The organism is Spartobacteria bacterium UBA695 (assembly GCA_002298145.1).
GTDB lineage: Bacteria > Verrucomicrobiota > Verrucomicrobiia > Chthoniobacterales > Chthoniobacteraceae > UBA695.
This window is the reverse complement of sequence record DBMP01000023.1, coordinates 202,550-218,008: the sequence shown is the minus strand read 5'-3', so window position 1 is coordinate 218,008 and position 15,459 is coordinate 202,550. Positions and strand designations below refer to the sequence as shown.

14 protein-coding genes and 1 pseudogene are annotated in these 15,459 nt (G+C 62.0%); 10 read left to right on the top strand and 5 right to left on the bottom strand.

Annotated features, from left to right (window positions below; all coding sequences use genetic code 11):
- Positions 1-393 precede the first annotated feature (393 nt).
- The 4 genes and pseudogenes from B2828_RS13445 to B2828_RS13430 form a co-directional block, all read right to left on the bottom strand.
- A pseudogene (locus tag B2828_RS13445) lies at positions 394-1,107 on the bottom strand (sulfate/molybdate ABC transporter ATP-binding protein); the annotation flags it as partial.
- A gap of 34 nt (positions 1,108-1,141) precedes the next feature.
- Positions 1,142-2,026, bottom strand: a complete 885-nt coding sequence (gene cysW, locus B2828_RS13440) for a sulfate ABC transporter permease subunit CysW (protein WP_479634272.1) — start codon at positions 2,024-2,026, stop codon at positions 1,142-1,144.
- Between the two features lie 3 nt (positions 2,027-2,029).
- On the bottom strand, positions 2,030-2,857 hold the full coding sequence (gene cysT / locus B2828_RS13435) for a sulfate ABC transporter permease subunit CysT (protein ID WP_479634271.1): 828 nt from the start codon (positions 2,855-2,857) through the stop codon (positions 2,030-2,032).
- Between the two features lie 34 nt (positions 2,858-2,891).
- Positions 2,892-3,875 carry a sulfate ABC transporter substrate-binding protein gene (locus tag B2828_RS13430; protein ID WP_479634270.1) on the bottom strand — a complete coding sequence of 328 codons (984 nt, stop codon included), beginning with the start codon at positions 3,873-3,875 and terminating at the stop codon, positions 2,892-2,894.
- 249 nt (positions 3,876-4,124) lie between these two features.
- Here B2828_RS13430 and B2828_RS13425 point away from each other — a divergent pair, with 249 nt between their 5' ends.
- The 6 genes from B2828_RS13425 to arsM all read left to right on the top strand — a co-directional run bounded on the left by B2828_RS13425 (position 4,125) and on the right by arsM (position 10,325).
- Positions 4,125-5,792 (top strand): NADPH-dependent assimilatory sulfite reductase hemoprotein subunit, encoded by a 1,668-nt coding sequence (locus B2828_RS13425; protein WP_479634269.1) that lies wholly within the window; start codon positions 4,125-4,127, stop codon positions 5,790-5,792.
- A gap of 15 nt (positions 5,793-5,807) precedes the next feature.
- Positions 5,808-6,467 (top strand): phosphoadenosine phosphosulfate reductase domain-containing protein, encoded by a 660-nt coding sequence (locus B2828_RS13420; RefSeq protein ID WP_479634268.1) that lies wholly within the window; start codon positions 5,808-5,810, stop codon positions 6,465-6,467.
- Positions 6,464-7,384, top strand: coding sequence for a sulfate adenylyltransferase subunit CysD (gene cysD, locus B2828_RS13415; protein ID WP_479634267.1), 921 nt, complete (start codon positions 6,464-6,466; stop codon positions 7,382-7,384). Before B2828_RS13420 ends, cysD begins: the two co-directional genes overlap by 4 nt.
- Before the next feature lie 11 nt (positions 7,385-7,395).
- On the top strand, positions 7,396-8,718 hold the full coding sequence (locus B2828_RS13410) for a sulfate adenylyltransferase subunit 1 (RefSeq protein WP_479634266.1): 1,323 nt from the start codon (positions 7,396-7,398) through the stop codon (positions 8,716-8,718).
- A gap of 108 nt (positions 8,719-8,826) precedes the next feature.
- Complete coding sequence (locus B2828_RS13405) at positions 8,827-9,192, top strand: ArsR/SmtB family transcription factor (RefSeq protein WP_479634265.1); 366 nt, start codon at positions 8,827-8,829, stop codon at positions 9,190-9,192.
- Positions 9,189-10,325, top strand: coding sequence for an arsenite methyltransferase (gene arsM, locus B2828_RS13400; protein ID WP_479634264.1), 1,137 nt, complete (start codon positions 9,189-9,191; stop codon positions 10,323-10,325). Before B2828_RS13405 ends, arsM begins: the two co-directional genes overlap by 4 nt.
- A gap of 4 nt (positions 10,326-10,329) precedes the next feature.
- On the opposite strand, the gene B2828_RS13395 is transcribed toward arsM, so the two are convergent.
- Complete coding sequence (locus B2828_RS13395) at positions 10,330-11,610, bottom strand: MFS transporter (RefSeq protein WP_479634263.1); 1,281 nt, start codon at positions 11,608-11,610, stop codon at positions 10,330-10,332.
- An 87-nt stretch (positions 11,611-11,697) separates the two neighbouring features.
- Here B2828_RS13395 and B2828_RS13390 point away from each other — a divergent pair, with 87 nt between their 5' ends.
- The 4 genes from B2828_RS13390 (at position 11,698) to feoB (ending at position 15,439) form a co-directional block, all read left to right on the top strand.
- Positions 11,698-12,606 carry a LysR family transcriptional regulator gene (locus B2828_RS13390; RefSeq protein WP_479634262.1) on the top strand — a complete coding sequence of 303 codons (909 nt, stop codon included), beginning with the start codon at positions 11,698-11,700 and terminating at the stop codon, positions 12,604-12,606.
- Between the two features lie 105 nt (positions 12,607-12,711).
- Entirely contained in the window at positions 12,712-12,975 is a 264-nt protein-coding gene (locus tag B2828_RS13385; protein ID WP_479634261.1) for a FeoA family protein, read from the top strand.
- Positions 12,972-13,205 (top strand): FeoA family protein, encoded by a 234-nt coding sequence (locus B2828_RS13380; RefSeq protein ID WP_479634260.1) that lies wholly within the window; start codon positions 12,972-12,974, stop codon positions 13,203-13,205. Before B2828_RS13385 ends, B2828_RS13380 begins: the two co-directional genes overlap by 4 nt.
- Positions 13,206-13,210: 5 nt before the next feature.
- Complete coding sequence (gene feoB, locus B2828_RS13375) at positions 13,211-15,439, top strand: ferrous iron transport protein B (protein WP_479634259.1); 2,229 nt, start codon at positions 13,211-13,213, stop codon at positions 15,437-15,439.
- Positions 15,440-15,459 lie beyond the last annotated feature (20 nt).

Below are 15,459 nucleotides of genomic sequence, written 5' to 3'. Positions count from 1 at the left end.
CGCCTCGGGCCGAAATAGCTCTCATCGATTTCGACTTCACCGGCAAAGGGTCTGAATTCCTTGATGCTCAGAACCAGCAAACGCTGGCGCAAAAGGCCGTAGATGCGGCTCACGCTCTGGCGGCGAATCCCCAGCAAGGCCGACGTTTTGAGTACGCAAATGTCGTGAGCGAAATGATGCAAAATCGCCCTAAATTTCCTCTCGGAAATGTGCGCATGCTCGATATATCTGTTTTTCATTGTCCGCTAGCACTTTACGTTTATGGATTCGTGCTAAAGCGGACATTACCCTCAGAGATTCCCAGACAAGGGGCGTTACGAATCTGGAGATTCGTAACGAGGGAACGAGGAAATGAGGGGGTGCCCGGGGGCCCCTTTAAATCTCGAAATCGAGCCCGAGGAAGTCCTGCACGAAGGCGTTGGCCGGTTCGGTCTGGATTTTCTTGGGCGCGCCGATTTGCTGGATGGAGCCGTGGTTGAGGATGACCACTTCGTCGGCGACCTCGAAGGCTTCTTCCTGGTCGTGGGTTACAAAGAGGCTCGTGATGTGCGTTTCGTTGTGGAACCGGCGCAGCCAGGCGCGGAGTTCCTTGCGCACTTTGGCGTCGAGCGCGCCGAAGGGTTCGTCCAAAAGCAGCACGTGCGGCTCGATGGCCAGCGCCCGGGCGAGCGCCACGCGCTGCCGCTGGCCGCCGGAGAGCTGGGAGGGGAAGCGCTTGGCCAAGTCCTCCAGCTGGATTAACTGCAAGAGGCAGTGGACGCGTTCGCGGATTTCGTCCTTGGAGGGACGGGTCGCCCGCGGGCGCACTTCGAGGCCAAAGGCGATGTTGTCGAACACGCTCAGGTGCTGAAAGAGGGCGTAGTGCTGGAAGACGAACCCGGCGCGGCGTTCGTAGGCGCTGTGCTCCGTGACGTCTTTGTCGTTGAAAAAGACGCGCCCGGAGTCGGCGAATTCCAGCCCGGCGATGACCCGCAGGAGCGTGGTTTTTCCGGAGCCGCTGGGGCCGAGGAGGGCGACGAGTTTGCCGGTATGGACCTCCAGGGAGACGTCCTTGAGCGCGGTGAAATCTTCGAAGTTCTTGTTCAGTCCATCAATGCGGATGCTCATAAAACAAAGAGTCGGGTTGCAAAAAAAGTCGGGTTTAGGAAGGCCGCCCTCCGGCGCGCCATTCGATGTAGGTTTTGAGCGCCAGCGTGGCCAGGCCCAGGAGCGAGAGGAGCGAGGCGAGGGCGAAGGCTGCGGCAAACGAGTATTCGTTGTAGAGGATCTCGATCTGGAGCGGGATGGTGTTGGTAAGGCCCCGGATGTGCCCAGAGACGACGGAGACGGCGCCGAATTCGCCCATGGCGCGGGCGTTGGAGAGGATGACGGAGTAGAGCAGGCCCCACTTGATTTTTGGGATCGTGACGCGGAAAAAGACCTGCCAGCCGTGTGCGCCCAGGGTGAGGGCGGCTTCTTCCTCGGCGACGCCCTGGTTCTGCATGAGGGGGATCAGGCCGCGCGCTACGAACGGGAAGGTGACAAAGACGGTGGCGATGATGATGCCCGGCGTGGCGTAGACGATCTTGATATGGTGCGCGATGAGCCACGGCGAGAAGGGGGACTGGGTGCCAAAGAGCAGCACGTAGATCAGGCCGCCGATGACCGGGGAAACCCACAGGGGCAGGTCGATGAGCGTGGAAAGGAACTGTCTGCCGCGGAAACTAAAGCGTGTGATGGCCCAGGCGGCGGCGAGGCCGAAGACGGTGTTGAGCGGCACGGCGATCGCGGCGGTCACGAGCGTCAGCTTGATGGCGCTCCAGGCGATCGGGTCGGAGAGGGCTTTGAAGTAGTATTCGGTCCCCTTCCGGAAGGCCTCTACGAAAACGGTCACTAGCGGCAGGACCAGGAAGGCGGCGAAAAAGAGGACGGTGATGACGATGAGCGTCCAACGGATGAAGGGCCCTTCCTCCGTGGCTCGGCGGGGCCGGACGGCGGGGCGGACGGCGGGGCGGATTAGGGTTAAATCTGGTACGACTCCGGCCATAGACTAAAGCGAAGAGGAATTAAAGCGCCGCGTGTTCCACCACTGGATGGCGTTGACGAAAGCGAGGATGAGAAAGGAGGCCAGCAGCATGACGAGGCCGATGCCCGCCGCGCCCTGGTAGTCGTACTGTTCGAGCTTGGCGATGATGAGCAGCGGGGTGATCTCTGTTTTGAACGGAATATTACCCGATATGAAGACCACTGAGCCGTATTCGCCCACGGCGCGGCCAAAGGAGAGGGTGATGCCGGTGATGAGCGCGGGCAGCGCAGCCGGGAAGATGACGCGCCGGAAGGTCTGGAAGCGGCTTGCGCCCAGGAGCGCGGCGGCTTCCTCCACGTCGTTGGTCAGCGCAGCGAGCACCGGCTGGAGCGTCCTCACGACGAAGGGAAAGCCGATGAACACCAGCGCGATCAAGATGCCCAGGCGGTTGAAGGCCACGGCGATGCCGAGTTTCGCAAGCGGGGCGCCGACCCAGCCGTTGGGCGCGTAAAGCGCGGTGAGCGCGATACCGGCCACGGCGGTCGGCAGGGCAAAGGGCAGGTCGATGAGCGAATCAATGACCCGCCGCCCCGGAAAACGGTAGCGTGTGAGGACCCATGCGGTGATGAAGCCGAACACGCCGTTGATGAGCGAGGCCACCAGCGCCGTCCCGAAGCTGAGCTGATACGATACGATGAGCCGATGGGAGGTGACTACCCCCCAGACGTGCGCCCACGTTCCGTTGAAGGCGCGGGCTGTCAACGCGACGAACGGGATCAGCACGATCAGCGTCAGATAGATCACGGAATAGCCGAGCGTGAGCCGGAATCCGGGAAGAATGCGTCGTTTCATTCAGCTTTCGGGATGGGGCGCTAACGGCTCCGAATTACTTGGCGTAGATCTGGTCGAAGGTGCCGCCGTCGGCGAAGTGCGTGGCTTGGGCTTTTTTCCAGCCGCCAAAGACGTCGTCGATGGTCACGAGCGAGACTTTGCCAAACTGGCTGGCATATTTCGCGGCGACCTTGGGATCGCGCGGGCGGTAGAAATTCTTGCCCGCGATGTCCTGGCCTTCTTCGGAGTAGAGGTAATTTAGGTAGGCCTTGGCGAGATCCTCTGTCTTGTGGCGTTTGGCCACGACGTCGACCACGGCGACGGGCGGCTCGGCGAGGATGCTGATGGACGGGGTGACGATCTCAAACTTCTCGGGCCCAAATTCCTTCAGGGCGAGGTAGGCTTCGTTTTCCCATGCTATGAGGACGTCGCCCAGGCCGCGCTGAACGAAGGTCGTCGTCGCGCCGCGGGCGCCGGAGTCGAGCACCGGGGCGTTCTTGTAGATTTTACCGATGAAGTCCTTCACCTTGGCTTCGTCCTTGTTGAGCTTCTGCTCGGCGTAGGCCCATGCGCCCAGGTAGTTCCAGCGAGCGCCGCCGGAGGTCTTCGGGTTGGGCGTGATCACTGCGATGCCCGGTTTGGCAAGGTCGTCCCAGTCTTTGATGCCCTTCGGGTTGCCCTTGCGAACCAGGAAGACGATGGTGGAGGTGTAGGGCGAGCTGTTTTCCGGGAAGGCTTTCTGCCAGTCGTCGGGAAGGAGCTTTTTCTCGGCCAGCGCGTCGATGTCGTAGGCGAGGGCGAGGGTGACGACGTCCGCCTCAAGGCCATCGAGTACGGAGCGGGCTTGCTTGCCCGAGCCGCCGTGGGATTGGTTGACGGTGACGTCCTGGCCGGTCTTGGATTTCCAATACTTGGCAAAGGCCGCGTTGTATTCCGTGTAAAGCTCCCGCGTGGGGTCGTAGGAGACGTTGAGAAGTTCCGCTCCGCTCGCAAGGCCGATCGAGGCCAGGAGCGCCAACACTGCTGCGATTTTCTTCATGGGTGTGGTCGGGTGAATGTTCGGTTGTTGTTTTGAAATGTTCACAAACCCGATAGAGTTTGTCGATAAGTAATATCTACTGGCTGAGTGGGGGATTGGTCAATTCAAATTAGCGGAAATTTTTGAGGAATTTCAAGGCGCTGGGGTGGAGTAAGTTATGGTGTATTTGTTAGCTATAGATAGGAATTAAAACGGACGTTCTACTTAAACTCGATTGACAAAATGGGGTTTGTAGCTAGCCTCGGTTTTATGACTCAACCAGCCTCACCGTCCTCTCCTTCGGCGAACGAATTGTTGAAGCTCGCCAGCCCGACGCTGGCTGGCAACATTGCGGCAACCCTTGCCGACGGGACGGCGGAGCGTTTTTCGGACGATGACACCCAGTTCCTGAAATTCCACGGCATCTATCAAGAGGATGACCGCGATCTGCGCAAGACGGGCAAGAAGTACATTATGCTCATCCGCATCCGGATGCCGGGCGGGGTGATCTCCCCGGCGCAGTACTTGGAGCTGGACCGGCTCTCGGATGTCTACGCGAACCAGACGCTGCGGATTACCTCGCGCCAGACGATCCAGTTTCACGGGGTGCTCAAGTCGAACCTCGGGGCGACGATCAAGGGGATTAACGAGACGCTTCTTACCACGCTGGCCACCTGCGGCGATGTGGTGCGTAACATCACGGTGCCTGCGTCGCCGGGGATCGGGGCCGTGGGCCGGGAGCTGCTGGCGCAGGCGAATGCGTTGGCGGATTTTCTTTCGCCCGCGACGCCCGCGTATCACTCGATCTGGATCGACGGCACGGAGCTGAACCTCAAGAGCGAGGAAAAGAGCAAAGACTTTATTGATCCGCTTTACGGCAAGACTTACCTGCCGCGCAAATTCAAATTCGGCTTCGCGCTGCCGCCTTCCAACGATACCGACGTGCTGACGAATGATGTCGGGCTCATTGCGATTGTGGAGGAGGGCAAACTCGTCGGGTACAACCTCACGGCGGGCGGCGGCATGGGGCGCAGCCATAATAACCCCGCGACGTTCCCGCGCCTGGGGGATGTGATTGGGTTTGTTACTCCGGAGCAGTTGCAGCAGGTGGCGCTGGCGGCGGTGACGGTTCACCGCGACTTCGGCGACCGCTCCAACCGCAAGCATGCCCGGCTCAAGTACCTGCTGGCCGAGCGGGGCGTGGAGTGGTTCCGCGCCGAGGTGGAGAAACGCTCGGGTGTGACGCTCGGGGCGGCCAGGCCCTTCCAGTTTACCAGCGTGAGCGATCCCTTTGGCTGGCACACGCAGCCCGACGGCCGGAAATTCCTGGGCCTCTCGGTGGCCACGGGGCGGATCAAAGACACCGAAAGCCAGAAGCTCAAAACGGCGCTGCGCGTGGTGGTGGAGCGCTTCCAGCCGGAAATCCGCTTTACGCCGGGCAACAACCTCATTTTGGCGAATATCGCTCCGGAGAACGAGGCGGCCCTCACGGTGGTCCTAAAAGAGCACGGGGCGATCCTGCCCGAGCAGGTCTCGGCGGTGCGCCGGGCTTCGACGGCTTGCGTCTCGCTGCCGACCTGCGGCCTCGCCTTGGCGGAAAGCGAACGCGCCTTCCCGACCTTGATCGGCTATGCCGAAACGGCGCTGGCGGAAGCGGGGATCCCCGGCGAGGAGATTATCATCCGCACCTCCGGCTGCCCGAACGGCTGCTCGCGCCCGTATGTGGCGGAGATCGGCCTTGTGGGCAAGGCTCCGGGCAAATACCAGCTCTACCTCGGCGGTAATGCCACCGGCACACGACTCAACCGGGTCTATAAAGACGTCATTAAGGCCGATGAACTCCCGGGGGAATTCCGGGCGCTCTTTACTCGCTTCGCCCAGGAGCGCGAGGCGGGCGAACGCTTCGGTGACTGGGCCAACCGCATCCTTTTTGCATAATATCCAATCCTAGTAATGAGTTCTAACCAGCAGCTCTCAGAATGGAACGAAGCTTTGCGTTCCAAGTCGCCGCTCGAAATCATCCAATGGGCCATTGCCCGAGGGGGTGGGCGCGCGATTGTATCCACTAATTTCAGGCCCTACGAAGCCGTCATCCTTCACCTCGCCACGCAGGCTCAGGCGGACATCCCCGTCCTATGGGTGGACCACGGCTTTAACCGCCCGGCCACCTACCGCCACGCCGAGGTGCTCCGCGATTCGCTCGGGCTGAATATTAAAGCATATCTGCCCGCGATCACCGCGGCGCACTACGAGGCGGTCTACGGCAAGCTGCCGAGCCTCGATGATGAGGAGGGCTTGAAAAAATTCAGCGCGCTCATGAAGCTGGAGCCCTTCCAGCGCGGCATGCGCGAACTGGCTCCGGCGGTCTGGATTACGGCGTTGCGCAAGGTACAGAACCCGAACCGGGCCGGGCTCGACATCGTTTCTGCCGACCCGAACTTCGGCACGCTGAAAGTCAGCCCTGTTTTTTATTACACCGATGCGGAGATGGAAGCCTACCTCTCCGCTCATCATCTTCCCAATGAATGGGATTACTTCGACCCCGCCAAGGCCGATGAAAAGCGCGAATGCGGCCTGCACGCCGCATGGGGAGGAAAGGCCGTCCAGTCATGAGTCCGATACCAGAAAAGAAAAACTACCACATCGATCACCTTCAGTATCTCGAAACGGAAGCCATCCACGTTATGCGCGAGGTGGCGGCGGAGTTCGAGCGCCCGGCGCTCCTTTTCTCCGGCGGCAAGGACTCGATCTGCCTCCTGCGCCTGGCGGAGAAAGCCTTTCGCCCGGCGGCCATCCCGATGCCCTTTCTCAATATCGACACCGGGCACCATTTCCCGGAGCTCAACGAATTCCGCGACCGTCGCGCCGCCGAGCTGGGCGCGAAGCTGGTGGTGCGCCGGGTGGAGGACGCCATCGCGAAGGGCATCGCCGTTCCCTCGCCGGGGGAGGTGAGCCGCAACCGGCTGCAAATCCCGACGCTGCTGGCCGCCATCGAGGAGTTTCAATTCGACTGCTGCATTGGCGGGGCCCGCCGCGATGAGGAGAAGGCCCGCGCCAAGGAGCGTTTCTTTAGCTTCCGCGACGCCTTCGGCCAGTGGGACCCGAAGAACCAGCGCCCGGAAATCTGGAACCTTTACAACACGCGCGTCAACCAGGGCGAGAGCATGCGCGCCTTCCCGCTCAGCAACTGGACGGAGATGGATGTCTGGGAATACGTCCGGCGCGAAAAGCTGGAGGTGCCCAATATCTATTTCAGCCACAAGCGCTGCTGCGTGCGCCGCGGCGGCCAATGGCTGCCAGTCAATCACCTCGTCCCGCCGAAGCCGAACGAGGAGGTCCAGGAACTCGTGGTGCGCGTTCGGACCATCGGCGACATCATTAGCACCGGCTGCGTCGAATCCCCGGCCGAGACGATCGATGACATCCTTGCCGAGATCGCCGCCGCCCGCGTCACCGAACGCGGCTCCCGCGCCGATGACAAATCCTCCGAAGCCGCCATGGAGGATCGCAAAAAAGCCGGATATTTTTAGAAAAACAGCCCATGTCTCTTTCCACCATTGAACACCCCGTTGATCTGCTCCGCTTCAATACTTGCGGCAGCGTTGACGACGGAAAATCAACCCTCATCGGCCGCCTGCTCTACGACTCGAAGTCGCTGATGGAGGACCAAATCGCCGCGCTGAAACGCTCCGCCGATATCACCGGCGGCGGCAAGATCAACCTGGCCAACCTCACCGACGGCCTGCGCGCCGAGCGGGAGCAGGGGATCACCATTGACGTGGCCTACCGCTACTTCGCCACGCCGAAGCGCAAGTTCATCATTGCTGATACGCCCGGGCACGTGCAGTACACCCGCAACATGGTCACGGGCGCCTCCTCGGCGAACCTCTCCATCGTGCTCGTGGACGCGCGCCAGGGGGTCATCGAGCAGAGCCGCCGTCATACGTCGATTGCCTCGCTGCTGCGCATCCCGCATTTGATCGTGGCCGTCAACAAGATGGACTTGGTGGAATGGAGCCAGGAGCGGTTCCGGGAGATTCGCGATGAGTTCGAGAAATTCCTGCCGCGCCTCAACATCAAGGACGTCCGGTTTATCCCCATCAGCGCGCTCGACGGCGACAATGTCGTGAGGCCCTCCAAGCACATGCCGTGGTACGAGGGGCCGACGCTGCTCGATCACCTGGAGGCCGTCCACATCGGCAGCGACTGGAACCTCGAGGGCTTCCGGCTTCCCGTGCAGTGGGTTAACCGGCCAGAGAACCCGAGCGACCCCACGTTGCACGATTTCCGCGGCTTCAGCGGGCAGATCGCGGGTGGCGTGGTGCGCGTGGGCCAGCGGGTGATCCACTTGCCGAGCCTGCTTTGCAGCCGCGTGAAGGCGATCCACGGCAGCGATGGCGAGGTGGAGGAGGCCTTCTGCCCGCAGTCGGTGACGGTGGTGCTGGAGGATGACCTGGATATTAGCCGGGGCGATATGCTGGCGGATCTCGAATCGGCTCCCGGGCTCAGCTCGGAGTTCCACGCGAAAATCTGCTGGATGCACCAGCGCCCGCTCGTACCGGGCCGCCGCTACTTGCTCAAGCACACGACGCAGACCGTGCAGGCGATGGTCACCGGCATCGAGAACCGGCTCAGCTTCACGGATCTGGAGCGGATTCCCGCGCCCTCGGAACTGGCGCTCAATGACATCGGCGAGATTCACCTCAAGACGGCTAAGCCGCTCTATTTCGACGGCTACGCGAACAACCGCCTCACCGGCTCTTTCATTCTGATCGAGCAGGGGACCAACGCGACCGCCGCCGCGGGGATGCTCTTTCCTCCGAACGAACTGGTGAAGCCGGAATACGACGATTTCGCCATCTGAGGCGGAATCATCCCACCGGCCCAACCCTAAAAATAGAGATTTGACAACGAGTACCCCTAGCGCCTAATATTTCGTTGTTTGGCGAAATAACGATTTATGCGCGATTTTATGACCCTGGCTAAAGCGTTGGCAGATCCCAATCGGGTGCGGGTTCTCCTCGCGTTGCGACGCGGCGAGCTTTGTGTTTGCCAGATCACCGAACTCTTCGGTTTCGCGCCCTCCACGGTTTCCAAGCATCTTTCCATTCTACACAACGCCGGGCTGATTTTGTCACGCAAGTCGGAACGATGGGTTTACTACCGGCTGCCAGACGCAACCGCGCCTGTTGCTGTCCGCGAGGCACTCGCCTGGGTTCACCAATCGCTCGGCCAATGCGCCGAAGCCGAGGCGGATGTTAAGAAACTGGACAAGATTTTGAAAACCGAACGCTCGGTCATTTGCCGCCGCCAGATAAGTACAAAAACTCTACTATGAAAACTCCATCGACCCACCCGCAAAGCCACTTCATTCGCAAAACGGTGCGCGAGGGCTACGCGAAGATTGCCCGCAAAACTTCCACCGGCGGGTGCGGCGGAGGGGGCGTTTCCTGCTGTGGCTCCGCGCCTCAGGCCGCCGACAAGCTGGCTGCGGAACTAGGCTACACGGTCGAGGAACTCGCGGCCCTGCCCGAAGGCGCGAACATGGGGCTCTCCTGCGGCAATCCCGCCGCGCTCGCTGCGCTCAAACCGGGCGAAACCGTCCTTGATCTCGGCAGCGGCGGCGGCTTCGACGTCTTCATCGCCGGTCGCAAAGTCGAGGCCACCGGATGCGCCATCGGCGTGGATATGACGCCGGAAATGCTCGGCAAGGCCCGCGCCAACATCGCCCATTACCTGAAGGAGACCGGCTTGGACAACGTCGAGTTCCGCCTCGGCGAAATCGAGCATCTGCCCGTCGCCGACCAGAGCGTGGACGCCATTATTTCCAACTGCGTCATCAACCTCTCGCCCGATAAAGCGCAGGTCTGGCGCGAAATCGCCCGCGTCCTAAAGCCCGGCGGCCGGGTGGCCGTCTCCGACATGGCGCTGCTCAAGCCGCTGCCGCCGGAGGTCTTGAAAATCGTCGAGGCGCTGATCGGCTGCGTTGCGGGCGCGGTACTTGTAAGCGAGACCGAGCGCTATGCGCGCGAAGCGGGCTTGACGGAGATCGTGCTTCAATCCAAGCCCGTTTACATCGATGCGATGAGCCATTTTAAAGACCCGCTTTACCAGAAAATTGCCGAAAGTTTGCCTGCGGGCGCCAAGACATCGGACTATATCACCAGTCTCGAAGTCCGGGCGCGCAAGCCGGTATCAGCGGTGGGCTATTCTGCCGCCGTGGATGAACTGGTGGCCGTCGGCGCTGCCATCGCGGCGAACTGCGAGCCATGCTTGAAGCACCACTACCACCAGGCGCAGCAACTTGGCGTCTCAAAAGCGGACATCGCGCATGCGGCCAAAACCGGTGCAGCCGTGAAAGACTCGCCCCATCAGGCCATCCTGCGGTTGGCAGACCGGCTGACCGGGGCGGGATTGGGTAAAGCCGCTGATGTCAGTGATCCGTGCTGCGGTTCAAAAACTTGCGGGTAATATTCTATCCTATCGGCTCCGCGGAGGGGCCTGAGAGGGGCTCGGGCGGGGCGGAGGGTGTTGCCTCGGCTGCTTCGCGCCAGTATTTGTGCGCCATCCAGGCGGTGACGGCCTGTACGACGATAATGAGGCCGATGCACCCGGCCCAGCCGGTCCATTTCCAGATGAAGCCGGGCAGGATCGAGCCGGTGCAGCCGCCGAGGTAGTAGAAGGCGACGTAGAGCCCCGAGGCGGAGGAGCGCGCTTGCTTGGCCGCCCGGCCGACGAAGCTGGAGGCCGAAGCTTGGCTGGTAAAGGCGCTTGAGGCCAGGATGGCCAGGCCGAGCACGATGACGGGCAGCGAGGGGACGAGCGTCAGGAGGCCGCCAAAGGCGAGGGCCCCGGCGGCCCGCATGAGCGCCCGGCGATGGCCGATCCGGTCCAAGATGCGGCCCGCCACCGGGGTGATTACGGCCCCGATCAGGTAGACGCCGAAGACCGAGGCGAGCGCCGTGGGGCCGAGGTGAAACGGGGCGTCGGCGAGGTGAAAATTAATGTAGGTGAACGCGCCGACCAGCGAGAAGAGGCAGTTGAAGCCGACGCCGTAGGTGGCCAGTAAGCGGGGGTTGCGCAGATGGCTGCGCATGGATTTAAGCGAAGCGCCGATGCTGTTTTGGCGGACGAATTTCTCCGATGCCGGGAGTAGCCACCACGTTAGCAGGGCGCCCGCGAGGGCCAGCGCGCCGATGACTTCGAAGGCGAGCGGCCATTCCCAGCGGGAGACGATGAGGCCGGTGAGGAAGCGCCCAGAAAAGCCGCCCACGACGGTGCCGGTGACGTAGATGGCCATGGTGGAGCCGGTGAGGTGGCGCGGGGTCTCCTCGCTGATGTAGGCCATGGTTACCGCGATGATCCCGGGGATGAAAATCCCCTGGCAGAAGCGCCAGAAAATGAGCTGGCCGAGGCTGTGCGAGAACCCGGCGAGGAGCGTCGGGATGGCCGCGCCGAGCAGCGCTGCTACGATGACGCGTTTGCGCCCGAGGGTGTCGGCGATGAGGCCCTCGATGGGGGCCAGCAGCGCGATGGCGAGCACGGGGGCCGTGACGGTGAGGCTGACGGCTACTTCGCTGGTGTGGAAGATTTCACGGAACCGGGGCAGCATCGGCTGCGTGGCGTAGAGGGTGATGAATGCGGAAAAGCCGGTGACGAAAAGGGCAAATAAAAGTCCCGCTCGGCTGGTCTGGCCGGGCTTGTGGCTGGTGCGATGGGGACCACGCTTGGAGGTCGTGGTTTTTTTAACGTTCATGAGTTGCTCAATCTACCACCGGGAGGCATTTTCACTCCAATAGATTAAACTGGAGGCTGTGATCACTTTTCGTTATCACTGGAAGGCATGGAGCTTCGCTATTTGAGGTATTTTGTCGCCGTGGCGCAGGAGCTGCATTTTGGCCGCGCGGCGCAGCGTGTCGGCATCGTTCAGCCTGCGCTTAGCCAGCAGATCAAGGCGCTGGAGGAGGAGCTTGGGACGCCGCTTCTGCGCCGCAATAAGCGTCGTGTGGAGCTGACCCCGGCGGGCCGGGTGTTTCTGGGCGAGGCCCGCAAGACGCTGGCTCAGGCGGAGCAGGCTGTGCAGGCGGCACGGCAGGCGGGTAGGGGGGAGACGGGGCATCTGGCCATCGGGTTTGTGAGCTCGGCGGCCTACGGCCAGTTGATCAACGCCTTCCGGGTGATGCGCACGCGCTTCCCTGGGGTGACGCTGAGTTTGCAGGATCTCACCAGCGAGGAGCAGGTGGGGGACCTCCAGGCGCAACGGCTCGACGTGGGGCTGGTGCGGCCGCCGGTTCAAAACGCCGAGGCGCTGGCGATGCGCATTCTCTGGCGCGAGCCGCTCATGGTGGCGCTTTCGCAGCGGCATCGGCTGGCGCGGGAAAAGGCGATTCCGCTCGCCGCGCTCAAGGACGAGCCGTTCCTCCAGGTTCCGAGGGAGCTTGCGCCCGGGTTTTACGACCAGATTTTGCAACATTGCGCCCGGGCGGGATTCGTTCCGGTGGTTTTTCAGGAGGCTCGCACGTTCCAGACGATCATCAACCTCATTGCCGCCGGGATGGGGCTCGCGCTCGTCCCGGAGTCGCTGCGGGAACTCCGGCACCGCGGGGTGGTCTACCGGCCGCTGAAGGCTCCCGCGCCAACAAGCGAGCTGGCCGCGCTTTGGCGGCGCGAAGACACCTCTCCGGTGCTCCAGCATTTCCTGGAAATACTCTGGCAAATCGCCGCCCTCAAGCCGCCGGGCGCGAGGCGTTAACCGGTTTTTAAGGCCCGTTCGGGTAAAAAATAAAAGCAATATAGGTAAAGAAATTAGCAATATTCATACTTGTCATTGAGAACGAGTCTCAATATCAAAGTGCGCATGAAAAAACACCTGACCTGCTGTGGGCGCTCGGAAAGGCCGCTCACGCTGACCAATGCGCGCTGTAGCAGACCGCTGCGCGTGATCCGGATCAGCTCCAGCTCGCCCGCTTCGTTGCGGCTCAAGGAGCTGGGGCTTTGCGAAGCGGCTGAGATCCGCAAGCTCGTGGACGGCAATGCGCTCATCTGCTCCATCCAGGGGACCCGGCTCGCCATCGGGCGCAGCCTGGGAACCCACATCGAGGTCGAGGAGGTGCTCGCATGAGTGCTGAATTACTGAGCCAACTGGCCCCCGGGGACAAGGCCCGTATCGCGGGGTTCAGCCTCCCGGGCGAATCGCTTTCGCGGCTTTTCGAAATGGGCCTCACCACTGGAGCCGCCGTGGAGGTGGTCCGGTTCGCGCCGCTGGGCGACCCGATTGACATCAAAGTTCGCGGCTACCATCTCTCGCTGCGCAAACGCGAGGCGGCGGGCATTCAAATCGAAAGAATCTAGGTTTTATGGATCATCCCCAAGTCTCAGAAACGCCCCGCGCCGTCGCCGCATCGTCCGTGCGGCACATTGCCATCGCGGGCAACCCGAACTGCGGCAAGAGCACGATTTTCAACGCGCTTACCGGCCTGCGCCAGAAAGTTGGCAACTATCCCGGCGTGACGGTGGAGCGCAAGACCGGCCGCTTCTTTGGTACCCATGGCGAGCCGATGGTGCTGGTGGATCTGCCCGGCAGCTACAGCCTGCAAGTCCACTCGGCTGACGAGGCCGTCGCCCGCGACGTGCTGCTCGGGCGCACCGATATGCCCCGGCCCGAGGCGGTGGTCGTGGTGGTGGACGCCTCCAACCTGGAGCGCAATCTTTACCTGGCCGCGCAGCTGCTGGATCTCCAGATCCCGATGGTCCTGGCGCTCAACATGGTTGACGTGGCCGAGCAGAACGGCACCCGCATTGATAAGGCGGCGCTCGAACGGGAGTTCGGCGTGCCGGTCGTCCCGATGGTGGCATCCAAGGGGATCGGGTTGCTGGAGCTCAAGCAGACGCTTTCCCGGGAGGTGCTGCCCGCCCCCGATAAGCGGCCGCCGGTTCCCGAGGCGATTGAGAAGGAGGCCCAGGCTCTTGCCAAACGGCTTCGCGCCGACCAGGGCTCGCCGTTCTCGGAGGCGCTCCTCCTTTTGACGTTGCAGGAGAGCGGGCTGGAGGAGCTGGCCCGGCACGAACCGGCGATCCTGACGCCTACGATGGAGGCGCTGGCTCGCCTGCGGGCAGCCGGGGTCGAGCCGCTGGCGACTTTGGTCGAGGCGCGCTACGAGTGGATCGGCGAGCTTTGTTCGCGGGTGGTCCATCAGGAGGGGGAGGTGTCGAAGCTGACGCTTTCCGACCGGATCGACTTGATTGTGACGCATCGCGTCTGGGGTTGGGTGGCCTTCCTGGGGGTGATGGCGATCATGTTTTTCTGCATTTTCACCGTGGCGCAGTACCCGATGGAGTGGATCGAGGGGGGCTTTGGGTGGCTTGGCGAGCAAGCGAAGGCGCTGATCCCGGAAGGGCATTTCCAGAGTTTGGTTACCGATGGCGTGATCGCCGGTGTGGGCGGGGTGGTGGTCTTTTTGCCGCAGATTTTGATCCTCTACTTTTTCCTCGGGTTGCTGGAGGACAGCGGCTACATGGCGCGCGCTGCGTTTATGATGGACCGGGTGATGTCGTCGGTGGGGCTGCACGGAAAATCGTTTATTCCGCTGCTGAGTTCCTTCGCCTGTGCCATTCCGGGCATCATGGCTTCGCGTACGATTGAGAACCGCAAGGATCGCCTGGTGACGATCCTGGTGGCTCCGCTGATGAGCTGCCCGGCGCGGTTGCCGGTCTACGCGCTGATGATCGCGGTGATGATGCCGGTTGCCTCGGCGGCGGCCAAGGCGGGCATCATGCTTTCGATGTATGTCCTGGGGGCGGTGACGGCGTTCTTGATGGCCTGGATCTTCAAGAAGACGCTGCTCAAAAGCGAAAAGCCGATGCTGCTTCTGGAGCTGCCGCCTTATCGGATGCCTGCTCTGAAGTCGATCGGGCTGCGGATGTGGGAGCGCTCGGGGATCTTCCTTCGCCGCGCGGGAACGGTCATCCTTTCCTTTTCGGTCATCCTGTGGGCGCTGCTGAAGTTCCCTGAACCGGTGAACCCCGAAACCAGCAAAGCCGACGCGATTTCGCAAAGCTACGGGGGCCAACTGGGGCACTTCATCGAACCGGTCATCCGGCCGCTGGGGTATGACTGGAAGATCGGCATCGGCATCATCGGGTCGTTTGCGGCTCGCGAGGTGTTCGTCGGCACGATGGCGATTGTCTACAACCTCGAAAGCGAGGATGAAGCGCCCGCCAAGGCCGAGGACGGCGGGAAGCCCAAAGACGAGGCCAAGCCCGCGGCGGAAGCCAAGGACGGAGCCGAGGCAAAAGCGGCCGGTGAGGGCGAAAGTGTGGACAAGGAGGAGAAGGAAAAGGATGAAGTTCGCGATGCCATGCTGGCCGAGAAACACGCCGACGGCACGCCGGTCTTTACGCCGCTGGTCTGCGTGAGCCTCATGGTCTACTACGTCCTGGCCATGCAATGCCTGGCGACGGTGGCCGTCGTGCGCCGCGAGACGAACTCCTGGCGCTGGCCGCTCTTCATGGTCGGCTATATGTCAGTGCTCGCCTGGGGCGCTTCGTTTGTCATTTATCAAGCTGGGCGGCTGCTCGGTTTTTAGTAAGTTTCAGTAATCGTTTC